Below are 23120 nucleotides of genomic sequence, written 5' to 3' on the forward strand. Positions count from 1 at the left end.
GGGAGAGTGACGGCGGCGGGGACACGCGGGGCGTTGCGTCCAAGCGTAGGGTGCGTGCTTGCACGCACCGCTCACCCCTTGACTTCGTTGCCTTCGACGGTCTGTTCGCCCTTCAGCCCGATCGGCAGGCTTTCGAGGTAGGCGTTCGGTGCCTTGCCGTCGTAGGGGATGCCGTCGATGATGTCGGCTGCGGGGGTCGGCGCCTTGTAGCCGTCGCTGTCCCACGGGAAGTCGGCTTCGTTCGCCAGACCTTCGTCCACCAGCAGGCGCGCGGCCTTGAGGTAGATTTCAGGCTTGTAGACCGACTTGGCGACTTCGTCGTACCAGCTGTCCGCCTTCGCCTCGCCGATCTGGCCCCAGCGACGCATCTGGGTCAGGTACCAGACGGCGTCCGAGTAGTAGGGATAGGTCGCGTTGTAGCGGAAGAAGACGTTGAAGTCGGGAACCGAGCGCTTGTCGCCCTTCTCGTATTCGAAGGTGCCGGTCATCGAGTTCGCGATCACCTCGGCATCCGCGCCGACATAGTCGGGACGCGACAGGATCTCGACCGCTTCGGGACGGTTGGCGTTTTCGTTCTCGTCCAGCCAGATCGCGGCGCGGATCAGCGCCTTGGTCACGGCAAGTGTGGTGTTCGGATACTGCTCGGCAAATTCCGCCGTGATTCCAAAGACTTTCTCGGGGTTGTTCTTCCACAGCTCGTAGTCGGTGATGACCGGCACGCCGATCCCCTTGAACACCGCCTGCTGGTTCCACGGCTCACCCACGCAGTAACCGTAGATCGTGCCGGCCTCGAGCGTGGCGGGCATCTGCGGCGGCGGGGTCACGGACAGCAGCACGTCGGCGTTGATCTGGCCGGTGATGTTGTCCTGGCTGTAGTAGCCCGGATGCAGACCGCCCGCGGCCAGCCAGTAGCGCAGTTCGTAGTTGTGGGTGGAGACCGGGAAAACCATGCCCATGTTGAAGGGCTTGCCCTCGGACTTGTACTTGTCGACCACCGGCGCGAGGGCCGAGGCGGAAATCGGGTGCTGCGGCTTGCCGTCGGCGCCGGTCGGGATGTTCGGCTTCATCTGCTCCCAGATCTCGTTGGAGACTGTGATGCCGTTGCCGTTCAGGTCCATCGAGAACGGGGTGATGATATGCGCCTCGGTGCCGAAGCCGATGGTGGCGGCCAGCGGCTGGCCGGCCAGCATGTGCGCACCGTCCAGGGTGCCGTCGATCACGCCGTCCAGCAGGACCTTCCAGTTCGCCTGCGCCTCGAGCGTCACGAACAGGCCCTCGTCGTCGAAGAAGCCCTTTTCATAGGCCACCGCCAGCGGCGCCATGTCCGTCAGCTTGATGAAGCCGAAGGTCAGCGTGTCCTTTTCCAGGTCCAGCATTTCGGCGAAGGCGGGGCTGACCAAAGCCGTGGTTGCCGCCAGTCCGATCAGGAGTTTCTTCATCGTTCAGTCCCTCTCTCAGCCCCGGTGAAACGGGGAAAAAAAACGCAAAAAAGGCCGCTGCACATCCAGCCGTGGAAACGGCGGAGCGCGAGCGACCTTGCTCAGCAAATCCCTGTCATTGGGAGAATTCGGTATCGGAACGCCCCGTTGCGGTCCGATACACTGTCTATAGGGCGGTCCCGCTTTCCCGCGCAAACGTCTTGTGGCCGGATCGGCCGGATTTTCGCTGCAGGGCGGCGACGGGCGGAAATTCTGCCGTTATTTTGGTCAGTCCGACGCCGAAGGATCGAAAATGCGGCCATCGAAGAACGCATCGGGCAGCAGGCTCAGGTGTCCCTTCTCGGACGAGACCGCCATCGGGACGCGAATCGAGCCTTCCAGTTTCTCCGACGCGCCGGGCAGATCGGCATCCGTGCCGGACATGTGCTGGCGGTAGAGATCGCTGCGGAACACGGCCCCCGCGCGGGTGACACTGTCCGCCGGCAGCCCGTTCGCCAGCGCCAGCCTGCGCGCGATCCACTTCGCCTGGCTGCGCCAGGGGAATGTCGCCGCCCCGTCGTGGAATTCGAGGAAGCCGTCCACATCCCGCATCTCGCCCTGCGCGGTGACGGTGAAATGCCCCGTCAGCGAGCGGTCGATCAGTTCGGGCGCGACATCGAGCCATTCGGGCCGCGCCAGCAGCTCCGCCGTGGCCGTCCGGCTCTCGGGCCGTGCCAGCCAGCGCCCGGCGTTCCAGATCGCGCGCATCAGGCGGCCCAGCAGGTGCGGTTCGGTCTCGGCCCAGTCGGTGCGCACGGCCAGCACCTTTTCCGGGGCGAAGGACCAGATCGCCTTGCCGGGCAGCAGCAGCGCCCCTGCCCCCTGATCGACGGCCACCGACCCCCACGGTTCACCCACGCAGAAGGCGTCGATGTCGCCCTCGGCCAGCGCCTGCGCCATCAGCGGCGGCGGCACGGTGCGGATCTCGATCGTCCTGCCGGACAGGTCCGTGCTCTCGAACCAGTAGCGCAGCAGTTCGACATGCATCGAGAACGGGAATGGCACGCCGAAGACCATGCGTTTGCCCGCGACCCCCGCCAGCGCCCGCGCGGCGGCCACCGGATCGGCGAAGTCGAACCCGTAGCCGGTTTCCCGCAGACGGTCCGCAAGCGCCGAGCTGACGCCGATGACGTCGCCGTTGACCGACAACACCGACACGGCGGAAAGCGGCACGGTCACACCGCCCAGCCCCAGGGCCATGGCGACGGGCACGGGCGACAGCAGATGCGCGGCATCCACCCGCCCGAAGGCCAGCATATCGCGGACCGAGGACCACGACGGCGCCGCGATCAGGTCGAGCGTGATGCCCTCGGCCTCGGCAAAGCCCATTTCCTGCGCGATGATCAGCGGGGCCGCATCGACCAGCGGCACGTAGGCGACGGACAGCGTGACGGTCTTCATCTCAGCAGCCCCGACGCGGTCATCAGCGCCTCGGCCACCTCGGCCACGCGGCGGCCCTGGTCCATCGCGGTCTTGCGCAGCAGGGCATAGGCCTCGTCCTCGCCGATCCCGCGCGCCTTCATAAGCATGCCCTTGGCGCGGTCGATGACCTTGCGCTCTTCCAGAGCACGCCGCGTTTCGGCCAGTTCGGTGCGCATCCGGCGCATCATGCGGAACCGCGCGATGGCGGTGTCCATGACCGGCTTCAGCCGCTCGGGCCGCAGCCCGTCCACCACGTAGGCCGACAGCCCCGCCTCGATCGCGGCCTGCGACAGGTCGCCCGCCGGGCCCGAGACGAACATGGCGACCGGGCGGTCCAGCGGACCGGATGCCAGCGTCAGTTCCTCGAGCATGTCGCGGGTCGGGTTGTCGATGTCGATCAGGACCACGTCCGGTGCATGCGCGGCCACTTTGCGGGCCAGGCCCGAGGTGGAGCCGATCACGTGCACATCGTAATCGCCCGCATCCCGCAGCGCGTCGACAATGCCGATGGCCCGGTCACGGTCCGGTTCGACGACGACGATGGTGAGCTTGGCGGTCATGATATCAGGGTATGGTCATGATTGCGGGAGGGGTGCAAGCGTCGGTGCATGTCCCGGCCCGGGGGATCACCGGGATGTCCATTTGTTCATCAACGTCAGGGGTTAACCCGCGCCCCGAGCGCCTGTCCGACCGCGCCGACCTCGGCCCGGATGATCCGCGCGATCAGGGCGCAGTCGTCGAGGCTGAAGGTCAGCGGCAGGCGCATGTCGATGATCCCCCTGAGGATATGGTCGGTCGCGGGCATCCGTTCTGACGGGGCATACCGCCAGCTGTCGTAGCGCGAGGTGAAGCCCGTGGGCTCCGCGCCCCCGAACCATTTCAGCTCGACGCCACGCTTCAGGCAGCGCGCCAGCACGTCCTTCACCGCCTCGTCCGGCCAATCGAGCAGCAGGACCTGGATCGAGGAACCGACGAAGTCCTCCACCTCGGGCCTGTCGATGACCGTCAGCCCCGGCACCCCGCGCAACCCGTCCTCGACGACTCGATACCGCGCCGTCCATGCCGCGCATTGATCCGAGAGCCGCGCCAGCTGGGGCCGCAGGATCGCCGCGCGCAGGTTGTCCATCCGGCCGGAGACGTTCGGCGTGTCGTATTTCACCGCCTCGAACACCTCGGGCGGCGGCGCGGCAAGGTGGCGGGGATAGAGCATGTAACTGCCCGACAGCATCACCGCGCGGGCCATCACGTCGGCGTCGTCGGTGATCAGCAACCCGCCCTCGCCCGAATTCATGTGCTTGTAGGTCTGCGTCGAATAGCACCCGATCAGCCCGTGGCGTCCCGACAGCGTGCCGCGCCAGCGCGCGCCCATGGTGTGGGCGCAGTCCTCGATCACCGTCAGCCCCTGCGCCTTGGCCAGCGCCATCAGCGCGTCCATGTCGCAGATATGCCCGCGCATGTGCGACAGCATCAGCACCTTGGCGCCCGCGGCCTTGGCGGCGAGGTCGTCGAGGTCGATCACCAGCGCCTCGGTCACGCCGACGAAAACCGGCACCGCCCCGACCGAGGCGATCGCGCCCGGCACCGGGGCCAGCGTGAAGGCGTTGGTCAGCACCCTGTCGCCCGGCTTCACCCCGACCGCGCGCAGTGCCGTGGCCAGCGCATAGCCGCCCGAGGCCACGGCCAGCGCATGGCGCGATCCCATGGCCGCCGCGAATTCCTGTTCCAGCAGCGCCGTCTCGCCCGCCTCGTCGCCGAGCGTGTTGTAGCGGTGCAGGCGTCCGTGGCGCATCACAGCGACGGCCGCCGCGATGGCGTCCTCGGGGATCGGTTCCTGCTGGGTGAAACTGCCGGTGAAACGTTCCATGCCGCGCATCCTTCGGGGCGCGCGCGCCCCGCGTCAATGCGTCAGAGCGGCAGCAGCCGCGCCACCACGCCCGGCAGTTCGTCGAAATGCGCGATCATCGCCTCGGGCTCCAGCGCCGCCGTGACATGGCCCGACGGCCCGAACCCCACGAGGACCGAGGCCACCCCCGCCGCCCGTGCCGTTTCCCGGTCGGTGCGGCTGTCACCGATCAGGCAGGCGCGCAGCGGATCGCCCCCGGCCCGGCGCACGGCCTCGCGCAGCGGTTCCGGATCGGGCTTGCGCACCGCCAGCGTGTCCGCCCCGATCAGCGAGGCGAAGGCGGCGCGCACGCCGAGGCGCGTCAGCAGCAGCTCGGCGAGCTTTTCCGGCTTGTTGGTGCAGATGCCCACGCGATATCCGCCGGCGACCAGTGCCGCCACGGCTTCCATCGCGCCGGGAAAGATCACCGTGTGGGTGTCGATCTCGCGCGCGTAATGCTCCAGCAGCAGCGGATATTGCCGGTCGACCTCGGCCTCGTCGCCCGCCCGGCCGATCCGCTCCATCCCGAGGCGCAGCATCGCCCGCCCGCCGTTCAGCGCGACCGCGGCATCATCGGGCCCCAGCTGATCGCCCACGCCCATATCCCGGAAACAGGCGTTCGCGGCGGCCAGCAGATCGCCGCTGGTGTCCGCCAGCGTGCCGTCCAGATCGAAGATCACCGTGCCCATGATGCCGCCCTGCCCCTGTTGTGCCCGTGTCGTGCCCTTGTGTGCCTCACCGAACCCGATAAAACGGGCGCAGCCGAGACACAAGCGACCGGAGCCGCCCGTGACCGATACCGCCCTCATCATCCTCGCCGCCGGACAGGGCACGCGGATGAACTCCGACCTGCCCAAGGTGCTGCACGAGATCGGCAATGCGCCGATGCTGGTCCATGCCATAAAGGCGGGCCAGTCGCTGGACCCGGAGCGGATCGTCGTGGTCACCGGTCATGGCGGCGAAGCGGTGGCGGCTGCGGCACGGGACTGGGACGACCGGGCCGAGATCGCGGTGCAAACCGAACAACTGGGCACCGGGCACGCCGTCGCGCAGGCCGGGCCGCTGCTCAAGAGCTTCGACGGCGACGCGGTGGTGCTCTACGGCGACACGCCGTTCCTCAGCGCGGAGACGCTTGAGGCGATGCGCGATGCCCGTGAACGGTTCGACGTCGTCTTCCTCGGCTTCGAGGCCGCCGATCCCGCGCCTTACGGTCGGCTGGTCATGGACGGCCCGCTGCTGAGCCGGATCGTCGAGGCCAAGGACGCGACGCCCGAGGAGGCGGCCATAACCTTCTCGAACTCCGGTGTCGTCGCGGCGGATGCGGGAATCCTGTTCTCGCTGGTCTCCGAAATCGGGAACGCCAACAGCAAGGGCGAATACTACCTGACCGACATCGCCGCGCTGGCCAATGCGCGCGGGCTGACCGTCACCGCCGTCGCCTGCCCCGAGGCCGAGACGCTGGGCATCAACTCGCGCGACCAGCTCGCCGCCGCCGAGGCCGCGTTCCAGGCCCGCGCCCGTGCCGCCGCGCAGGATGACGGCGTGACCCTGATCGCGCCCGAGACGGTCTTCTTCTCGCACGACACCGCCATCGGGCGGGACAGCGTGGTCGAACCCAACGTCGTCTTCGGGCCCGAGGTGACCGTGGAATCCGGCGTCCGCATCCGCGCGTTCTCGCATCTGGAAGGCGCGCATGTCTCGCGCGGTTCGACCGTCGGCCCCTTCGCCCGCCTGCGTCCCGGCGCGGAACTGGCCGAGGATGTGCACATCGGCAACTTCGTCGAGGTGAAGAACGCGATCATCGACCGGGGGGCAAAGGTGAACCACCTGACCTATATCGGTGACGCCGACATCGGCGAGGCGACGAACATCGGCGCGGGGACGATCACCTGCAACTACGATGGCGTCATGAAGCACCGCACGAGAATCGGCGCGCGGGTCTTCATCGGGTCCGACACGATGCTGGTCGCCCCCGTTTCGGTCGGCGACGATGCCATGACGGCGAGCGGTTCGGTCATCACCGAGGACGTGGAACCGGGTGCGCTGGCCCTCGGGCGCGCGCGGCAGGTGACAAAGCCGGGCATGGCCCGCAAACTGATGGAAGTGCTTCGCGCGAAGAAAGCGAAGCTTCAGGGCAAGTGAGAGCAGCATGTGTGGAATTATCGGTTACCTCGGCAGTCACGAAGCGGCGCCGTTCCTCGTCGAGGCGCTGAAGCGGCTCGAATACCGGGGCTATGACAGCGCCGGGATCGCGACGATCCGCGAGGGCCGGCTGGACCGGCGCCGGGCCGTCGGCAAGCTGGTCAACCTGTCCGACCTGCTGGTGCACACGCCGCTGGCCGGGAAATCCGGCATCGGCCACACCCGCTGGGCCACGCACGGCGCACCGACCGAGGGCAACGCGCATCCGCACCGCTCGGGCCCCGTGGCGGTGGTGCACAACGGGATCATCGAGAACTTCCGCGAGCTGCGCGAGGAACTGGCGGGCTACGGGATCGCGCACGAGACCGAGACGGACACCGAGACCGTCGCGCTGTTGGCGAATTACTATCTGACACAGGGCCTCAGCCCGGTCGAGGCCGCGACCAAAACGATCCGCCGGCTTGAGGGCGCCTTTGCCCTCGTCTTCTTGTTCGAGACCGACGACGACCTGCTGGTCGCGGCCCGCAAGGGGCCGCCGCTGGCCATCGGCTACGGCGAGGGCGAAAATTACGTCGGCTCCGACGCCATCGCGCTGGCGCCGCTGACCGACCGCATCACATATCTGGAGGAAGGCGACATCGCCGTCGTCACCCGGACCTCGGTCTCGATCCACGATGCCGACGACCGCCGCGCCAACCGCGAGATCCGGCGGGTGCAGGTCGACACCACCCGCATCGACAAGGCCGGGCACAAGCACTTCATGGCCAAGGAGATCGCCGAGCAGCCCAAGGTGATCGGCGAGGCGCTAGGTCATTACCTCGACGGCGAGACGATCACCCTGCCCGGCGAAGGCTTCGACTTCACCGCCATCGACCGGCTGACACTGGTCGCATGCGGCACCGCGCATATCGCCTGCCTGACCGCCAAACACTGGTTCGAGACGCTGGCGCGGATTCCGGTCGAGGTCGATATCGCCTCGGAATTCCGCTACCGCGAACCGCCGATCCCTGCCCGCACCGCCGCGCTGTTCGTCAGCCAGTCGGGCGAGACGGCGGACACGCTGGCCGCGCTGAGGTTCTGCGAGGGCAAGGCGGCGTCGATCCTCGCCGTCGTGAACGTCGCCGAAAGCTCCATCGCGCGGGAATCCGACGTGGTGCTGCCGATCCATGCGGGGGTGGAGGTCGGCGTGGCCTCGACCAAGGCCTTCACCTGTCAGCTGACCGTGCTGTTCCTGCTGGCGCTCGAGGCCGCCCGCCAGCGCGGCGAGATCGACGCGGCCCGACTGGCGGACCTGATCGCCAAGCTGCGCGGCCTGCCCGCCGTGATCGGCACCGCGCTGGACGGATCCGGCCGGATCGAGGCGTTGAGCCAGGAGTTGTCCGAGGCGACCGACGTGCTCTTCCTCGGGCGCGGGCTGATGTATCCGCTCGCCATGGAAGGTGCGCTGAAACTCAAGGAAATCAGCTATATCCACGCCGAGGCTTATGCCTCAGGTGAACTCAAGCACGGGCCGATCGCGCTGATCGACAGCCACATGCCGGTGATCGTCATGGCACCGCGCGATGCGCTGTTCGACAAGTCCGTGTCGAACATGCAGGAAGTGATGGCACGCGGCGGCAAGGTGCTGCTGATTTCGGACGCCGAGGGGCTGAAACAGGGCGGCGAGGTCTGGCGCAGCATCGAGATGCCGCGCATCGACCCGCTGCTGACGCCAATGCTCTACGCCCTGCCCGCGCAGCTGGTGGCCTATCACACCGCCATCGCCAAGGGCACGGATGTCGACCAGCCGCGCAACCTCGCGAAATCCGTCACCGTGGAGTGACAGGAGGACATCAATGGCCAAGCAGTTCGCAACCATCGAAGACGATCACCGCCGCTTCATCGAGGCGCAGCACATCTTCTTCACCGGCACCGCCGGTCCGGACGGATACGTCAACGTATCGCCCAAGGGGATGGACGCGCTGCGGGTCATGGGACCGAACCGGATCGTATGGCGGAACCTGACCGGCTCCGGGAACGAGACCGCCGGTCATCTGAATCTGATCAACCGGATCACCCTGATGTGGTGCGGCTTCGAAAAGCGCCCGCTGATCCTGCGCTGCTACGGCACCGCGCGGACGGTGCACCGGCGCGATTCCGACTGGGACGAGCTGAACGGCATGTTCCCCGAGGAAATGGGCGCGCGGCAGGTCTATGACGTCACCGTGGACCTCGTGCAGACCTCCTGCGGCTACGCGGTGCCCTACATGGATTACGCGGGCGAACGCGACACGCTGCAGAAATGGGGCGAATCCAAGGGGGCGGACGGCGTCCGCGACTACTGGGTCGAGAAGAACACCGTCACTCTGGACGGCGCGCCGACCGGCGTGGTCGAGGGCAATATCGGCCCGGCGGAATGACGGCGGACGAGGCGCTGGACGCCCTGCGCGCCGCGGGCGATGCGGACAGGGCCGCGGGCATGGCGGCTTACCACAAGGCCGAACGCCCCTACCTCGGCACGCCCAATCCGGCGATCAACGACCTGGCGACCGAGTGGCGGCACGCCCTGTCACTGGACGACCGTATCGCGCTGGCCGATGCGCTGTGGCGGACGGACATTCACGAGGCCCGTATCGCCGCGTCCAAGCTGCTGACACAGGCGCGCATCCGGCCCGATGACGGGGTCTGGGCGCTGGTGACCTCTTGGATCCCGCAATGCGACGCTTGGGCCATTGCGGATCACGCCTGCGATGCCGGGCGGCGTCGGGTCATGGCGGACCTGACCCGGCTGGACGAGGTGGAGGGATGGACCCGGTCGGATCACCTGTGGACCCGGCGCGCCGCGCTGGTCATCACCCTGCCGCTGGCCCGCCTGTCGCATCCGTCCGAGGCCGAAACCGCGGCGCGGGAACGGGTGCTGGGCTGGGCCGCAACCTATGTGCCGGACCGGGAGTGGTTCATCCAGAAGGCCATAGCCTGGTGGCTGCGGGACCTGTCGAAACACGATCCCGACCGCGTGCGTGCCTTCCTCGACGCACATGGCGCGGGGATGAAGGCATTCGCCCGGAAGGAAGCGGCGAAGTACCTCTGACGGCACCTCGCACGTTGCGTTACTTCAGGAAGACCTCGATCTCGGGCAGACCCGTGACCGGCGCCCCGAGGGCCTGGAAAGCGGCCAGCGACATCCGGCTGCCCGCACCCGGCTCGCCCGGAATGGGGATCAGGTCGACATCGGCACTCTGGCCGCCATAGGCCACACGCCCCTTGGCGTTGGTCCGCACCAGCGGCGTCTTCAGCCAGAGCCCCTGCTCACCGGGATTGCCGAGCGAGGCGATCGTCACGCCCAGGCGTCCGCCGGCCTCGGGCGTCGTCACTTCACCGGCGACCTCGGTCACCTCGGCGGCATCCTCGGCCTCGGGCGTGCCGGGCCGGGCCTGCGGCCGGGTCTGGCCGTCGCCGTCTTGCGCTTCGGCGGCCGGTTCGCGGGCGCCGAAGTTGATCTCGCCGCAGGCGGCGGGCATGAGGCACAGTAGAAGTGCCGGGATCTTGATCATGGAACTGCTCATATCCAGACCTTAGAACCACGCGGCCCGCCCCGCAACGTGTCGCTGGCCCTTGCCGCCCCGCGCGCGGTTCCTTACCTTCCCCCCATGACCGCACCGCTCATCGACCCCTTCGCCAGACCGATCTCGTATCTCCGCGTCTCCGTCACGGACCGCTGCGATTTCCGCTGTGTCTACTGCATGGCCGAGAACATGACCTTCCTGCCCAAGAAGGACCTGCTGACGCTGGAGGAGCTCGACCGGATGTGTTCGACCTTCGTCCGGCTGGGGGTCAGGAAGCTGCGCATCACCGGCGGCGAACCGCTGGTGCGGCGGGACATCATGACCTTCTTCCGCTCCATGTCGCGGCACCTCGAGTCGGGTGCGCTGGACGAGCTGACGCTGACGACCAACGGGTCGCAGCTGGAACGCTTCGCGGGCGATCTGGCGGCGGCGGGGGTGAAGCGGATCAACGTGTCGATCGACACGCTGGACGAGGAGAAATTCGCCCGCGTGACCCGCTGGGGCCGCCTGCCGCAGGTGCTGCGCGGGCTGGACGCCGCGCTGGCCGCCGGGCTGAAGGTCAAGATCAACGCCGTCGCGCTGAAGGGCTTCAACGAGGACGAGCTGTTCACGCTGGCCGAGTTCTGCGCGGCGCGCGGCATGGACCTGACCTGGATCGAGGTCATGCCCATGGGCGACATCGGCAACGAGGACCGGGTCGGGCAATACTGGTCGCTCAAGGACCTGCGCGCGCGGCTGGAGGAGAGGTTCACGCTGACCGACCTCGCCGAACGCTCAGGCGGTCCGGCGCGGTATGTGCGGATCGAGGAGACCGGGCAGAAGATCGGGTTCATCACCCCGCTCAGCCACAATTTCTGCGAGAGCTGCAACCGGGTCCGGATGACCTGCACCGGGCAGCTTTACATGTGCCTCGGGCAGGAGGACATGGCGGATCTGCGTCCGGCGCTCAGGAATCATCCGTCGGACGATGCCCCGCTGGAGGCGGCGATCCGGGCCGCGATCGGGCTGAAGCCCGAGGGTCACGATTTCGACTATTCGCGGCAGCGGGCGGATGGCCAGGTGTCGCGGCATATGAGCCATACCGGGGGGTGAGGCTGGTTTTCGCATGACTTGGTGAGGTTTCGCCTGAGGCGACCCGCCGGGGGCTCTGGCCCCGGACCCCCGAAGTATTTGAAACCAGAAGAAGTAGGGGACCTGCGCCCTTATCCGGGGCGGCGGGCGACGAGGTCGATGAGGGCGGAGGGGCCGGAATGGCCGCGGCCCTCCTGTACCTCGCGGTCGTAGGCGGCGAGGCGGTCGATGTGCCAGTCGCCGAAGTGATCGCGCAGCAGGTCCGGGGTGTACATCTGGGCGCGCGACGGTGGGCCGCCGGTGCCGTAGTCCACCTGTTCAGGGCGGTAGCCGTGCAGCAGCAGGCGGCCGCCGGGGCGGACGGCGTCGCGCAGGGTGGCGAATTGCGCGGGGCGCGCGTCGGGGGTCATGAACTGGACGAAGATCGCGGCGACGAGGTCGAACTGGCGGGACCAGTCCCAGCCCTCCCACGTCGAGATATGGGTGGCGAGTGTGACACCCGCCTCGGCGGCCAGCGCATTGGCGCGGCCGACGGCGGTCAGCGAGAGGTCGAAGGCGGTGACGTCGAGGCCCTGCCGGGCGAGGTGGACAGAGTTCCGCCCCTCGCCATCCGCAACGCAGAGCGCGGTCCGCGCGCCGTCGAGAACCCAGGGGTTCTCGGTCAGCACCCCGGCGGGGGCGCGGCCGAAGAGGTACTCCCCGGCCCCGGCGTAGCGGTCCTCCCACATCAGGCGGCGGGCATCCGGCGCTCGACGATTTCGGCCCACCACGAACAGCCCGCCGGGATCGCCTCGTCGTTGAAGTTGTAGTCCGGCGTGTGCACGTCCGCGCTGTCGCCGTTGCCGACGAGGATGTAGGCGCCGGGGCGTTCGTTGAGCATGTAGGCGAAATCCTCGCCCCCCATGGTCAGCGCCGCCGTATCGCACTTGCCCGCGACCGCCGCGGCGACCTCGGCCGCGAATTCGGTCTGCGCCTCGGAGTTCACCATCGGCGGATAGCCGGGCCGCCAGTCGATCAGCGCCTCGCAGCCGAAGGCGGCGCAGGTGTTGGTGCAGATCGCCTTGAACCGCGCCTCCGCCAGCGCCTTGGTTTCCGGCGTCATGGTGCGGATCGTGCCGCGGATCGTCACCGTCGGCGGGATCACGTTGAACGCCTTGGAGGCGGTTTCGAACGAGGTGACCGAGACGACCATTTGTTCCACCGGGTCGACGTTGCGCGACACGATGCTCTGCAGTGCCACGACGAGGTGCGAGGCGGTCAGGGTCGGATCGCGGGTCTCGTCCGGCTTGGCGGCGTGACCGCCCTGCCCCTTGATCACCACCTCGAACTGGTCGGTGCCGGCGAAGAACGGGCCGGGACGGATCTGGAACTCGCCCGTCGGGATGCCGGGCCAGTTGTGCATGCCATAGACCTCCTGAATGCCGAAGCGGTCCATCATCCCGTCCTCGCACATCTCGCGGCCACCGCCGCCGCCCTCTTCGGCGGGCTGGAAGATCACGACGACAGTGCCGTCGAAGTTGCGCGTCTCGGCCAGGTACTTGGCGGCGCCGAGCAGCATGGCAGTGTGGCCGTCATGGCCGCAGGCATGCATCGCGCCGGGGGTCTTGGAGGCATAGTCGAGGCCGGTCGCCTCGAGGATCGGCAGGGCGTCCATGTCGGCGCGCAGGCCGATGACCTTGCCCGAGGTGTTGGTCTTGCCCCGGATCACGCCGACCACGCCGGTCCGGCCGAGACCGGTGACGATCTCGTCGCAGCCGAAGTCCTTGAGCTTGGCTTCGACCACGCCCGCGGTGCGGATGGTGTCATAGAGGATTTCCGGGTTCTCGTGCAGGTCGCGCCGCCACGCGGTGATCTCGGGCAGCAGTTCGGCAAAGCGGTTCTTTACGGGCATCTGGGGTCCTTTCCGGCGATCAGGCGGCGGGCATGCGGCGTTCGGCCATCTCGGCCAGCCACGAGCATCCTGCGGGGATCGCCTCGTCGTTGAAGTCATATTCAGGGTGGTGGACGTTGGGGCGTCCTTCGCCGATGCCGAGGAAGATGTAGGCGCCGGGGCGCTCTTCCAGCATGAAGGCGAAGTCCTCGCCGCCCATGAGCTGCGGGGTGCCACGATCGACGGCGCCCGCGATCGCCTCGGCGGCGTCGGCGGCGTGATCGGTTTCGGTGTCGTGGTTCACGGTCACCGGATAGCCGCGACGGTAGTCGATTTCCGCTTTGGCGCCAAAGGCTTCGGCGACGCTGCTGACAAGCGGCTTGAAGCGATCCTCGGCCAGGTCGCGCACGGCGGGGTCGAGGGTGCGGATGGTGCCCTTGAGGTGCACGCTTTCCGGGATCACGTTGTAGGCGTCCGTCTCGGTCCGGAAGCTGGTGACCGAGATCACGAGCTGTTTGACCGGGTCGAGGTTGCGGCTCTTGATCGTCTGCAGCGCCTGCACGACGTTCGAGGCGGCGACGACCGGGTCCACCGCGCGGTTCGGCATGGCCGCATGGCCGCCGACGCCGCGGATCACCACGTCGAATTCATCCGCCGAGGCCATGATCGCGCCGGGGCGGATGTGGAACGAGCCGACCGGATGGCCGGGCATGTTGTGCAGGCCATAGACCTCCTGCACGTTCCAGCGCTCCATCAGCCCGTCCTGGCACATGGCGCGGCCCCCCGCGCCGCCCTCTTCGGCGGGCTGGAAGATCACCACGGCGGTGCCGTCGAAGCGGCGGGTCTCGCAGAGGTATTTCGCCGCGCCGAGCAGCATCGCGGTGTGTCCGTCATGGCCGCAGGCGTGCGACGCGCCGGGGGTTTTGGAGGCATAGGGTGTGCCGGACATGTCGGGCATCGGCAGCGCGTCCATGTCGGCGCGCAGGCCGATCACCTTGCCCTTCGTGTCGGTGTTGCCCTTGATGATCCCGACGACGCCGGTCCGGCCGATCCCCTCGACCACCTCGTCGCAGCCGAATTCGCGCAGCTTCTCGGCCACGATCCCGGCGGTGCGGTGCACCTCGTAGAGGATCTCGGGGTGTTCGTGGAAATCGCGCCGCCATGCGGTGATTTCCTCGTGCATCTCGGCGAAGCGGTTCTTGATGGGCATGGGTCTTGGTCCTTCTTACGCGGCGGGCATCCGCCGCTCGACCATCTCGGCGAACCAGCTGCAGCCGGCGGGGATGGCGTCGTCGTTGAAATTGTACTCCGGGTGGTGCAGCGGCGCGCTGTCGCCGTTGCCGAGCGAGATGTAGGCGCCGGGGCGACGCTCCAGCAGGTAGGCGAAGTCCTCGCCCCCGAGGCGCGCGGGCGCGTTGCGGTCGACCTCGGCGCTGACGGCCAGCGCGGCATCGGCGGCGAAATCGACGTTGTCGTCGTGGTTCACCAGCACCGGGTAGCCGCGTTCGTATTCCAGCTCACCAACCGCACCGAAGGCGGCGCAGGTGTGTTCGACGATGGCGCGGACGCGGGGTTCGACCTGATCGCGGACGTCGGGGTCGAGCGTTCGGATGGTGCCGCGCAGTTGGACCGACATCGGGATCACGTTGTGCGTGGCGCTGTCGGCGCGCAGGGTGCAGATCGAGACGACGACCTCCTTCACCGGGTCGATGTTGCGGCTGGCGATGGATTGCAGCGCGACGATCAGGTGCCCGGCGGCGACCACCGGGTCGATGGCCAGATGCGGGCGGGCGGCATGTCCGCCCTTGCCGCGCACGACGATGTCGAACTGGTCGGCCGAGGCCATGGTCGCGCCCTTGCGCATGGAAAACGTGCCGACCGGCAGGCCCGGTGCGTTGTGCAGGCCATAGACCTCCTGCACGTTCCAGCGGTCGAGCATCCCGTCCTCGCACATGGCAAGCCCCCCGGCCCCGCCTTCCTCGGCGGGCTGGAAGATCAGCACGGCGGTGCCGTCGAAGTTGCGCGTCTCGGCGAGGTATTTCGCGGCGCCGAGCAGGATCGCGGTGTGCCCGTCATGACCGCAGGCGTGCATCATCCCCGGCGTTTCCGAGGCATAGGCGACGCCCGACGCCTCGTTGATCGGCAGGGCGTCCATATCGGCGCGCAGGCCGATCACGCGGCCCGACGTGTCCGTGCGGCCCTTGATCGTGGCGACGACGCCGGTCCGGCCGATGCCTTCGACCACCTCGTCGCAGCCGAATTCGCGCAGCTTCTGGGCGACGATCCCGGCGGTGCGGTGCACCTCGTAGAGCAGTTCGGGATGGCGGTGGAAATCCTGCCGCCATTCGGCGATTTCGCCCTGCATTTCGGCGATACGGTTGCGGATCGGCATGGTCTTCAGCCTTTCAGGTGGTCGAGCAGTTTCTTCATGAATGCGTGGCCCTTCTCGAACTCGGCCACGGTGATGAATTCGTCCGGCTGGTGCGCCTGCGCGATGTCGCCCGGCCCGCAGACCACGGCGGAAAACCCGTGCGCCTGGAAATAACCCGCCTCGGTGCCGTAGCTGACGACATGGGTGCCGTTGTCGCCGGTGAGCATCCGGGTCAGCGCCTCGGCCTTGCCGTTCTCCTCGGGGGTCAGGCCCCGGCCGGAAAAGCGTTCGGTCAGGTCGATCCCGGCCTCGGGGCGGACCGCCTTCATCTCGGCATCGACGCGGGCGACCTCTTCCTTAAACCGGCGGCCCCATTCCTCGGGGTCGTCACCGGGCACGCAGCGGAAGGTCAGGACGAAGTCGCAGTCCTTGGCGGTGATGTTGTGGGCAGTCCCGCCCGAGATCATGCCGACATGGACGTTGGTCCAGTGCGGATCGAACAGCGCGTCCACCCCTTCGGGTTTCCGCGCCTGCCCTTCCTCGTTCATCTTGTTGGCCCAGACGATCAGCTTGGCGCCCTCCATGATCGCGCTGACGCCCTTGTAGGCCATCGAGGAATGCACCTCGAACCCGCGCACATGGACCGAGTAGCCCTTGCCCGCCTTGTGGCCGGTCACGACCTCCATCGTCGAGGGTTCGCCGATGATCGCCGTCTCGCCCTTGGGGAACTTGCCGTCGGCGTCCCGGATCAGGGGATCGACACCGATCAGCCCGACTTCCTCGTCATAGGTCAGCGCCAGCTGGAGCGGTGTTTTCAGGTCGGCATACTGGGCCTCGACCACGGCCCAGATGGCCAGCGCATCAAAGCCTTTCATGTCGCAGCAGCCGCGGCCGTAATATTTGCCGTCGCGTTCCGTCACCGTGTAGGGATCGCTCGTCCACTCCTGCCCGTCCACCGGCACCACGTCGGTGTGGCCGGACAGGACGACAGCGCCTTCGATCATCGGGCCGGCATGGGCCCAGAGCCCGGCCTTGGGTTCGTCGGGATGCAGGTGGCGGAAAGTCTGGACGCCGTGGCCCTGCAGATACTCCTCCACCCAGTCGATCAGCGGGATATTGGTGTCGCGGCTGACGGTCGGAAAGCTGACGAGCTTTTCCATGATCTCGTAGGGTGTGAGGCGGTCGGTCATCGTCGGGGGCTTTCCTTGGGTTCCGGCACGTCGAAGACGGCCGATTGCAGATGGCGGGCGGCGGCGAGGTCGGCCACGCATCCCGCCCATGTCCGGCCGGTGTCACCGAACCAGTCCGGGTAGTCGAATTCAAGGTAGTCGGCCGCCGCTTCCGCGGGGCCGAGCGCGATATCGGTCCGATAGCTGTTCGGATAGCGCGCGGACCAGTCGGCCCGGACCTTGGTCAGGATCATCGCGTCATCCAGAAAGACGAGCCAGAATTCGACATCGCCAGGCATTGCATTCGTATCAGTAGCCGCTGTCCGTGGTCAGGATCCAGTGATCCTCGGTCCCGATCTGGCGGTATTCGGACGGGGCCGGTTCGTAGTCGAGCGGATGGATCGGCGAGGGAATCGGCTTGAAGTTCAGATCGCCCTCGGCCTTGCGGATGGTCGGATCGGCCACCGGCACGGCCTTCATCAGCGCCTGCGTGTAGGGGTGCTGCGGGTTGTCGAAGACGGCGGTGCGGCTGCCGATCTCGACGATCCGGCCCAGGTACATCACGCCGACGCGGTGGCTGACCCGTTCGACGACCGCCATGTCGTGGCTGATGAAGAGAAACGAGATCCCCATCTCGGCCTGAAGCTCCATCATCAGGTTCAGCACCTGCGCCTGCACGCTAACGTCCAGCGCCGAAACCGCCTCGTCCGCGACGATCAGCTTGGGGTTCAGGGCGAGCGCGCGGGCGATCGCCACCCGCTGCCGCTGACCGCCGGACAGTTCGTGCGGGAACCGGCGCATGAAGTTGCGCGGCAGTTCCACCCGGTCGAACAGCATCTCGACCCGCTTGTGCAGGTCGCGGCCCTTGTGGGTGCCATAGTTCCACATCGGCTCGGCCACCTGGTCCGAGAGCTGCATCTGCGGATTGAGCGATGCGAAGGGATCCTGGAACACCATCTGCATGTCCAGCCGCGCCTTGCGCAGCCCCTGCGGCCCGAGCGCCATGATGTCCTTGCCGTCGAGCACGACATGCCCCGACTTCGGTTCCACCAGCCGCAGGACGGAGCGCCCGCAGGACGACTTGCCGCAACCGGATTCGCCCACGAGGCTGAGGGTCTGGCCCTTGTTGATCGTGAAGGACACGTCCTCGACCGCATGGACCTGCGCGACCGTGCGGCGGAAGAAGCCGCCCTTGACCGAGAAGCGCGTGGTCAGGTTCTTGACCTCGAGCAGCGGCTTGTCCTGACCGGGGATCGGTTCGATCTTCTGGTTCTCGACGCCGAACAGCTTCATCGGCTCGGGGAACGCCTTGCCCTTCATCTCGCCCAGCTTGGGCACGGCGGCCAGCAGCGCCTTGGTGTAAGTGTGCTTGGGGTTGTTGAAGATTTCCTCGACCGGGCCTTCCTCGACCTTGTTGCCGCGGAACATGACGACGACGCGGTCGGCCATCTGGGCCACCACCGCCATGTCATGGGTGATGAACATCACAGCCGTGCCGGTCTCGCGCTTGAGGCGGTTCATCAGGGCGAGGATCTCGGCCTGGATCGTCACGTCCAGCGCGGTGGTCGGTTCGTCCGCGATCAGCAGGCGCGGTTCGCAGGCCAGCGCCATGGCGATCACCACCCGCTGGCGCATGCCGCCTGACAGTTCGTGCGGGTACTGGGTCAGCCGCCGCTCGGGCTCCGGGATACGGACCTGACGCAGAAGTTCGAGTGCCCGTTTTTTAGCCGCTTCCTTGGTCAACCCCCGGTGGACCCGCAGGCCCTCGGTCAGCTGGCGCCCGACGGTGAAGACCGGGTTCAGGGCCGTCATCGGCTCCTGAAAGATCATGCCGATCTCGTTTCCGCGGATCGTGCGCATCAGATCCTGGTCGGTCTTGGCGAGGTCGATTTCGCCCCCGTCCTTGCGGTCAAAGAACAGGTGCCCCCCGGCGATCGTCCCGCCGCCGTATTCCACCAGCCGCATAAGCGACAGCGAAGACACGGATTTGCCCGACCCGGATTCCCCGACGATGGCGACGGTTTCCCCCGGATTGATCGAAAAGGACACATCCTCCACGCCCACGACCGGGCCGTCCTTGGTCTGGAACTCGACCCTCAGATTTTCGATACGGGCAAGGGGCTGATCCAGCATACTCGTGCGTCCTGTTCAGGGGATGATCCGACGCTAGCGAGCAATCCGCACGAATGTCAAACACTGGGCCCAACTCTCCTAGCGTCATCGACATGCGAGGCTTGCATTTTGTTCATAACCCGTTTTCGATGATTGCAACCGTGGGGAAGGTCCGAGCCGGGCCTTTCGGAATACTGGATCGGGGAGCACCATCCACGGAATACCCGCCCCGACCCTTCCGTGCCGGTCCGCCAAGAGACCGGTACAGTCCAACTAGGAGTATGACATGAACGTCAAATCGCTATTGCTGGGCGCGGCAGCCTCGCTGGCCCTGGCCCCCGCGGCCTATGCCGAGCGCGGGGCCGACGGCCAGCTGAACATCATTTACTGGCAGGCGCCTTCGACCCTGAACCCGTTCCTTTCCGGCGGGACCAAGGAAGTCGAAAGCTCCTCCATGATCATCGAGCCGCTGATCCGCTTCAACGAGAAGGGCGAGATGGTTCCGATGCTGGTTTCGGAGATCCCCACCGTCGAGAACGGCGGCGTGGCCGAGGACCTGAAGTCGATCACCTACAAGCTGAAGGAAGGCGTGAAGTGGTCGGACGGCTCTGACTTCACCGCCGCCGACGCGGTCTTTACCTGGGAATACTGCACCCATCCGGAAGGCGGCTGCGCGCAGCTGTCCTATTTCGACGGCGTGTCGTCGGTCGAGGCACCGGATCCGCTGACGGTGAAGATCAACTTCAAGGAACCGAAGCCCTTCCCCTACACCGCGTTCGTCGGGTCGGAATCGCCGATCATCCAGGCCGCGCAGTTCAAGGATTGCCTCGGCGCCAAGGCTCCGGAATGCACCGACGCCAACTTCGGCCCGATCGGCACCGGCCCCTTCGTCGTGACCGAGTTCAAGCCGAACGACGTGATCACGCTGGAAGCGAACCCGAACTACCGCGAAGCGGACAAGCCGGCGTTTTCCAACATCACCTTCAAGGGCGGCGGCGACGCGGCAGCGGCGGCACGTTCAGTTCTGGAAACCGGCGAGTTCGACTATGCCTGGAACCTGCAGCTTGCGCCTGAAGTGCTGGAAAAGATGGAAGCCGCCGGCAAGGGCAAGGTCGTCGTGGCCTTCGCGACCTCGGTCGAGCGTCTGCACCTGAACCAGACCAACCCTGACCCGTCGCTCGGGCCCGACATGCGGTCCGTGTGGAAGGAAGACGGTTCCAACGCGCACCCGTTCCTGACCGATCCGATGGTCGGCAAGGCGCTGTCGATGGCGATCGACCGCCAGCTCCTGGTGGACATCGGCTATGGCAAGGCGGGCAAGGTGACCTGTAACGTCCTGCCCGGACCGGAAGCCTACGCTTCGACCGCCAACGACGACTGCATGACGCAGGACATCGAAGGTGCGAAGAAGATCCTCGACGACGCGGGCTGGGTCCCCGGCAGCGACGGCGTCCGTGAAAAGGACGGCATGCGTCTGAGCGTGCTCTACCAGACCTCGACCAACGCCGTCCGTCAGGACGCTCAGGCGCTGATCAAGCAGTGGTGGAACGAACTGGGCGTCGAAACCGAGCTGCGCAACATCAACGCGTCGGTGTTCTTCGGCGGCGATCCGGCATCCCCGGACACCTTCCAGAAGTTCTATGCCGACATCGAGATGTACACCAACAACTTCTCGGGCGTGGACCCCGAAGCCTACATGGCCAGCTGGCGTTGCGCGGACATCCCGCGTCCGTCCAAGCAGTGGCAGGGCTCGAACGTCCAGCGCTTCTGCAACCCGGAGTACGAGAAGCTGGTCGACGAGATGTCCAAGACGGCAGAGCTCGAGAAGCGCCAGGAAATCGCCAAGGCGCAGAACGACATGATCATGCAGTCCTACTCGATCATTCCGCTGGTCTACCGTGGCGGCCAGTCGGCCCACGCCAACTCGCTCGGCGGCATTCTGATGAATGACTGGGACAGCGAGCTGTGGAACATCGCAGACTGGTATCGCGTCAAGTGATCCCATGCAGGGGGGCGGTCGCCGCCCCCCTGCCCGTTCTCCTCGATCTTCATGACACTCAAGAAAAGCTCCGGGGCTGAATGCTAAGCTTTTTCATCAGACGACTGATCCTCGCGGTTCCGACGCTCCTGTTCATCGGTCTCGCCATCTTCCTGCTTCTGGACCTCGCGCCGGGTGATCCGACCGCGCAGCTTCCCCTGACCATCCCGCCCGAGGTCCGCGAGCAGATCCGACAATCCCTCGGTCTGGGCGAACCCATGCCGATCCGGTTCTGGAAATGGATGGTCCAGTTCTTCTGGGTCGAACCGCAGGTGCTGATCGACTCGATCTTCGGCACGCAGTTCTCGCTCGGCGATCAGCGCGTGCTGAGCTGGCAGAGCCGCTCGCCCGTCATGGACATCGTCGTCCAGCGAATCCCGCAGACCCTCTGGGTCGTCGGCACCGCCTACGTCGTGGCCATCCTGATCGCGATCCCGATCGGCATCTACTCGGCCTATCGCCAGTATTCGATCTTCGACAACGTCGGCACCTTCGTGTCGATGGTCGGATTCTCGGTCCCGCCTTTCTTCTCGGGCGTGCTGGTGATCGTGATCTTCGCCGTCCAGCTGGGCTGGCTGCCGTCGATCTATGACACGACGCATGTCGTGAACGACTGGGACAGCTTCGTCGTGCAGCTGAAACAGATGATCATGCCGGTCATGGTGCTGGCGCTGCAGATCACCGCCCAGCTCAGCCGGTTCATGCGGGCCTCGATGCTCGACAACCTGAACCAGGACTACGTCCGCACCGCCCGCGCCAAGGGCCTGTCGGAAAAGGTCGTCGTGCTGGTCCACGTGCTGCGCAACTCGATGATCCCGGTGGTCACCGTCATCGCGCTCGGCATCCCGCAGATCTTCGGCGGCGCGATCATCACGGAACAGGTGTTCAAGGTGAACGGGATCGGCCAGCTGCTGATCACCGCGATCCAGGCCAATGACATCCCGATGGTCCAGACGCTGACTTTCATCTTCGCCGCGCTGATCGTGCTCTTCAACCTGATCGCCGACGTGCTTTACGGCATCCTCGACCCCCGGATCCGCTATGACTGACAAGACCAACCCCGCATCCGAGGACATGGCCCCCGTCGGCGCCGTGCCGTCCGGCGACGGCGTGCTCGACACCGGCCCCGTGCCCACCAACCCGCCCCGCAGCCAGTGGCGCGAGGTCTGGAGCCAGTTCATCCACCACAAGGGCGCCGTGGCGGCCGGTATCATCTTCATCCTGATCGTGCTCGGCGTCTTCGTCGGGCCCCTGATCTGGCCGGAAAGCGCGACCTTCATCGACATACGGGCCCGTAACCAGGGCCCGAGCCTCGCGCATCCCTTCGGCACCGACCAGCTGGGCCGGGACATGCTGGCGCGGATGATGTTCGGCGGCCAGACCTCGGTCCTCGTCGGTATCGTTGCGATGCTGCTCGGCCTCGTGCTGGGCAGCGCCATCGGGGTGTTGGCAGGTTACTTCCGCCGCCTCGACGGACCGCTGATGCGCCTCACGGACCTGTTCCTTGCCCTGCCCCTGCTGCCGCTGCTGCTGGTTATGGTGATGCTGTTCCGCGACGGGCTGGCCGCCGCCTTCGGGCCGGAGACGGGGATCTTCATCCTGATGGTCACGGCCATCGGCGTCACGTCGTGGATGCCGACCGCGCGGATCGTGCGCGGCGACGTGCTGGCGCTGAAGGAGCGCGAGTTCGTCCTCGCCGCCCGGTCCATCGGCACCTCGAACTTCAAGCTGATCGCCCGGCACATCCTGCCGAACGTGATCTCGCCCATCGTCGTGTCCGCGACGCTGGGGATCGCCAACGCCATCATCACCGAAAGCGCGCTGTCGTTCCTCGGCCTCGGCTTCCCGCCGGACTTCCCGACATGGGGCCGGCTGCTGTTCGACGCCGTCGACTACATGCAGCAGAACCCCGAGCGGGTGATTCTGCCGGGCCTCGCCATCTCGCTGACCGTGCTGTCGGTGAACTACCTCGGCGACGGCCTGCGCGACGCGCTGGACCCCCGGATCCGGGGCCGCTGAG

The 23120-nt window shown here is 66.9% G+C and carries 21 protein-coding genes; 8 read left to right on the forward strand and 13 right to left on the reverse strand.

Going from position 1 to position 23120, the window contains the following annotated elements:
- Positions 1 to 71: 71 nt before the first annotated feature.
- From ATO6_RS17765 to ATO6_RS17785, 5 genes are all read right to left on the reverse strand, one after another.
- Complete coding sequence (locus ATO6_RS17765; RefSeq protein ID WP_088625372.1) at positions 72 to 1439, reverse strand: CmpA/NrtA family ABC transporter substrate-binding protein; 1368 nt, start codon at positions 1437 to 1439, stop codon at positions 72 to 74.
- Between the two features lie 267 nt (positions 1440 to 1706).
- Positions 1707 to 2879, reverse strand: coding sequence for a CmpA/NrtA family ABC transporter substrate-binding protein (locus ATO6_RS17770; RefSeq protein WP_088625373.1), 1173 nt, complete (start codon positions 2877 to 2879; stop codon positions 1707 to 1709).
- Positions 2876 to 3460: an ANTAR domain-containing response regulator gene (locus ATO6_RS17775; RefSeq protein ID WP_088625374.1), complete on the reverse strand. Its 585-nt coding sequence runs from the start codon at positions 3458 to 3460 to the stop codon at positions 2876 to 2878. Before ATO6_RS17775 ends, ATO6_RS17770 begins: the two co-directional genes overlap by 4 nt.
- Before the next feature lie 95 nt (positions 3461 to 3555).
- Entirely contained in the window at positions 3556 to 4773 is a 1218-nt protein-coding gene (locus ATO6_RS17780; RefSeq protein ID WP_088625375.1) for a DegT/DnrJ/EryC1/StrS aminotransferase family protein, read from the reverse strand.
- 32 nt (positions 4774 to 4805) lie between these two features.
- Positions 4806 to 5471: an HAD-IA family hydrolase gene (locus ATO6_RS17785; protein WP_088625376.1), complete on the reverse strand. Its 666-nt coding sequence runs from the start codon at positions 5469 to 5471 to the stop codon at positions 4806 to 4808.
- 100 nt (positions 5472 to 5571) lie between these two features.
- Here ATO6_RS17785 and glmU point away from each other — a divergent pair, with 100 nt between their 5' ends.
- From glmU to ATO6_RS17805, 4 genes are read left to right on the forward strand one after another with little or no spacing between them, the layout of a single operon-like run.
- On the forward strand, positions 5572 to 6924 hold the full coding sequence (gene glmU / locus ATO6_RS17790; RefSeq protein WP_254919197.1) for a bifunctional UDP-N-acetylglucosamine diphosphorylase/glucosamine-1-phosphate N-acetyltransferase GlmU: 1353 nt from the start codon (positions 5572 to 5574) through the stop codon (positions 6922 to 6924).
- A gap of 7 nt (positions 6925 to 6931) precedes the next feature.
- Complete coding sequence (gene glmS, locus ATO6_RS17795) at positions 6932 to 8746, forward strand: glutamine--fructose-6-phosphate transaminase (isomerizing) (RefSeq protein WP_088625377.1); 1815 nt, start codon at positions 6932 to 6934, stop codon at positions 8744 to 8746.
- A 13-nt stretch (positions 8747 to 8759) separates the two neighbouring features.
- The gene (locus ATO6_RS17800; protein ID WP_088625378.1) at positions 8760 to 9323 is read left to right on the forward strand and encodes a pyridoxamine 5'-phosphate oxidase family protein; all 564 of its coding nucleotides are present in this window, start codon (positions 8760 to 8762) and stop codon (positions 9321 to 9323) included.
- Positions 9320 to 9994 (forward strand): DNA alkylation repair protein, encoded by a 675-nt coding sequence (locus tag ATO6_RS17805; protein WP_088625379.1) that lies wholly within the window; start codon positions 9320 to 9322, stop codon positions 9992 to 9994. The genes ATO6_RS17800 and ATO6_RS17805 overlap by 4 nt, the downstream gene beginning before the upstream one ends.
- A 19-nt stretch (positions 9995 to 10013) precedes the next feature.
- On the opposite strand, the gene ATO6_RS17810 is transcribed toward ATO6_RS17805, so the two are convergent.
- A complete protein-coding gene (locus tag ATO6_RS17810; protein WP_088625380.1) occupies positions 10014 to 10457 on the reverse strand; it encodes a hypothetical protein in 444 nt (147 codons plus the stop codon).
- Positions 10458 to 10553: 96 nt separating this feature from the next.
- On the opposite strand from ATO6_RS17810, the gene moaA reads away from it, so the two are divergent.
- Positions 10554 to 11561: a GTP 3',8-cyclase MoaA gene (gene moaA / locus ATO6_RS17815; RefSeq protein WP_088625459.1), complete on the forward strand. Its 1008-nt coding sequence runs from the start codon at positions 10554 to 10556 to the stop codon at positions 11559 to 11561.
- Between the two features lie 110 nt (positions 11562 to 11671).
- Here moaA and ATO6_RS17820 read toward each other — a convergent pair whose 3' ends face one another.
- Genes ATO6_RS17820 through ATO6_RS17850 form a run of 7 tightly spaced genes read right to left on the reverse strand, consistent with a single transcriptional unit; the run spans position 11672 to position 19083 of the window.
- The gene (locus ATO6_RS17820; protein WP_088625381.1) at positions 11672 to 12268 is read right to left on the reverse strand and encodes a cyclopropane-fatty-acyl-phospholipid synthase family protein; all 597 of its coding nucleotides are present in this window, start codon (positions 12266 to 12268) and stop codon (positions 11672 to 11674) included.
- The gene (locus tag ATO6_RS17825) at positions 12268 to 13431 is read right to left on the reverse strand and encodes a M20 aminoacylase family protein (protein WP_088625382.1); all 1164 of its coding nucleotides are present in this window, start codon (positions 13429 to 13431) and stop codon (positions 12268 to 12270) included. The genes ATO6_RS17820 and ATO6_RS17825 overlap by 1 nt, the downstream gene beginning before the upstream one ends.
- A gap of 19 nt (positions 13432 to 13450) precedes the next feature.
- Positions 13451 to 14620 (reverse strand): M20 aminoacylase family protein, encoded by a 1170-nt coding sequence (locus ATO6_RS17830; RefSeq protein WP_088625383.1) that lies wholly within the window; start codon positions 14618 to 14620, stop codon positions 13451 to 13453.
- A 15-nt stretch (positions 14621 to 14635) separates the two neighbouring features.
- Positions 14636 to 15802, reverse strand: coding sequence for a M20 aminoacylase family protein (locus ATO6_RS17835; RefSeq protein WP_088625384.1), 1167 nt, complete (start codon positions 15800 to 15802; stop codon positions 14636 to 14638).
- 5 nt (positions 15803 to 15807) lie between these two features.
- A complete protein-coding gene (gene argE / locus ATO6_RS17840; RefSeq protein WP_088625385.1) occupies positions 15808 to 16971 on the reverse strand; it encodes an acetylornithine deacetylase in 1164 nt (387 codons plus the stop codon).
- Complete coding sequence (locus tag ATO6_RS17845; RefSeq protein ID WP_088625386.1) at positions 16968 to 17249, reverse strand: hypothetical protein; 282 nt, start codon at positions 17247 to 17249, stop codon at positions 16968 to 16970. The genes argE and ATO6_RS17845 overlap by 4 nt, the downstream gene beginning before the upstream one ends.
- Positions 17250 to 17259: 10 nt before the next feature.
- On the reverse strand, positions 17260 to 19083 hold the full coding sequence (locus tag ATO6_RS17850; protein WP_088625387.1) for an ABC transporter ATP-binding protein: 1824 nt from the start codon (positions 19081 to 19083) through the stop codon (positions 17260 to 17262).
- A 265-nt stretch (positions 19084 to 19348) separates the two neighbouring features.
- Here ATO6_RS17850 and ATO6_RS17855 point away from each other — a divergent pair, with 265 nt between their 5' ends.
- The 3 genes from ATO6_RS17855 to ATO6_RS17865 all read left to right on the forward strand — a co-directional run bounded on the left by ATO6_RS17855 (position 19349) and on the right by ATO6_RS17865 (position 23119).
- Entirely contained in the window at positions 19349 to 21061 is a 1713-nt protein-coding gene (locus ATO6_RS17855) for a peptide ABC transporter substrate-binding protein (protein ID WP_088625388.1), read from the forward strand.
- A gap of 80 nt (positions 21062 to 21141) precedes the next feature.
- On the forward strand, positions 21142 to 22149 hold the full coding sequence (locus tag ATO6_RS17860; RefSeq protein WP_088625389.1) for an ABC transporter permease: 1008 nt from the start codon (positions 21142 to 21144) through the stop codon (positions 22147 to 22149).
- Positions 22150 to 22174: 25 nt separating this feature from the next.
- Entirely contained in the window at positions 22175 to 23119 is a 945-nt protein-coding gene (locus ATO6_RS17865) for an ABC transporter permease (RefSeq protein ID WP_088625460.1), read from the forward strand.
- Position 23120: the final 1 nt, after the last annotated feature.

The organism is Oceanicola sp. 22II-s10i (assembly GCF_002210105.1).
Lineage (GTDB): Bacteria > Pseudomonadota > Alphaproteobacteria > Rhodobacterales > Rhodobacteraceae > Pseudooceanicola.

Coding starts and splice junctions, on each gene's coding strand:
- ATO6_RS17850 (WP_088625387.1), bottom strand. CDS start 19,083: ATGCTGGATCAGCCCCTTGCCCGTATCGAAAATCTGAGGGTCGAGTTC.
- glmS (WP_088625377.1), top strand. CDS start 6,932: ATGTGTGGAATTATCGGTTACCTCGGCAGTCACGAAGCGGCGCCGTTC.
- ATO6_RS17785 (WP_088625376.1), bottom strand. CDS start 5,471: ATGGGCACGGTGATCTTCGATCTGGACGGCACGCTGGCGGACACCAGC.
- ATO6_RS17860 (WP_088625389.1), top strand. CDS start 21,142: ATGCTAAGCTTTTTCATCAGACGACTGATCCTCGCGGTTCCGACGCTC.
- ATO6_RS17780 (WP_088625375.1), bottom strand. CDS start 4,773: ATGCGCGGCATGGAACGTTTCACCGGCAGTTTCACCCAGCAGGAACCG.
- ATO6_RS17800 (WP_088625378.1), top strand. CDS start 8,760: ATGGCCAAGCAGTTCGCAACCATCGAAGACGATCACCGCCGCTTCATC.
- ATO6_RS17845 (WP_088625386.1), bottom strand. CDS start 17,249: ATGCCTGGCGATGTCGAATTCTGGCTCGTCTTTCTGGATGACGCGATG.
- ATO6_RS17765 (WP_088625372.1), bottom strand. CDS start 1,439: ATGAAGAAACTCCTGATCGGACTGGCGGCAACCACGGCTTTGGTCAGC.
- ATO6_RS17810 (WP_088625380.1), bottom strand. CDS start 10,457: ATGATCAAGATCCCGGCACTTCTACTGTGCCTCATGCCCGCCGCCTGC.
- ATO6_RS17825 (WP_088625382.1), bottom strand. CDS start 13,431: ATGCCCGTAAAGAACCGCTTTGCCGAACTGCTGCCCGAGATCACCGCG.
- moaA (WP_088625459.1), top strand. CDS start 10,554: ATGACCGCACCGCTCATCGACCCCTTCGCCAGACCGATCTCGTATCTC.
- ATO6_RS17805 (WP_088625379.1), top strand. CDS start 9,320: ATGACGGCGGACGAGGCGCTGGACGCCCTGCGCGCCGCGGGCGATGCG.
- ATO6_RS17835 (WP_088625384.1), bottom strand. CDS start 15,802: ATGCCGATCCGCAACCGTATCGCCGAAATGCAGGGCGAAATCGCCGAA.
- ATO6_RS17865 (WP_088625460.1), top strand. CDS start 22,175: ATGGCCCCCGTCGGCGCCGTGCCGTCCGGCGACGGCGTGCTCGACACC.
- argE (WP_088625385.1), bottom strand. CDS start 16,971: ATGACCGACCGCCTCACACCCTACGAGATCATGGAAAAGCTCGTCAGC.
- ATO6_RS17775 (WP_088625374.1), bottom strand. CDS start 3,460: ATGACCGCCAAGCTCACCATCGTCGTCGTCGAACCGGACCGTGACCGG.
- ATO6_RS17855 (WP_088625388.1), top strand. CDS start 19,349: ATGAACGTCAAATCGCTATTGCTGGGCGCGGCAGCCTCGCTGGCCCTG.
- ATO6_RS17820 (WP_088625381.1), bottom strand. CDS start 12,268: ATGTGGGAGGACCGCTACGCCGGGGCCGGGGAGTACCTCTTCGGCCGC.
- ATO6_RS17830 (WP_088625383.1), bottom strand. CDS start 14,620: ATGCCCATCAAGAACCGCTTCGCCGAGATGCACGAGGAAATCACCGCA.
- ATO6_RS17770 (WP_088625373.1), bottom strand. CDS start 2,879: ATGAAGACCGTCACGCTGTCCGTCGCCTACGTGCCGCTGGTCGATGCG.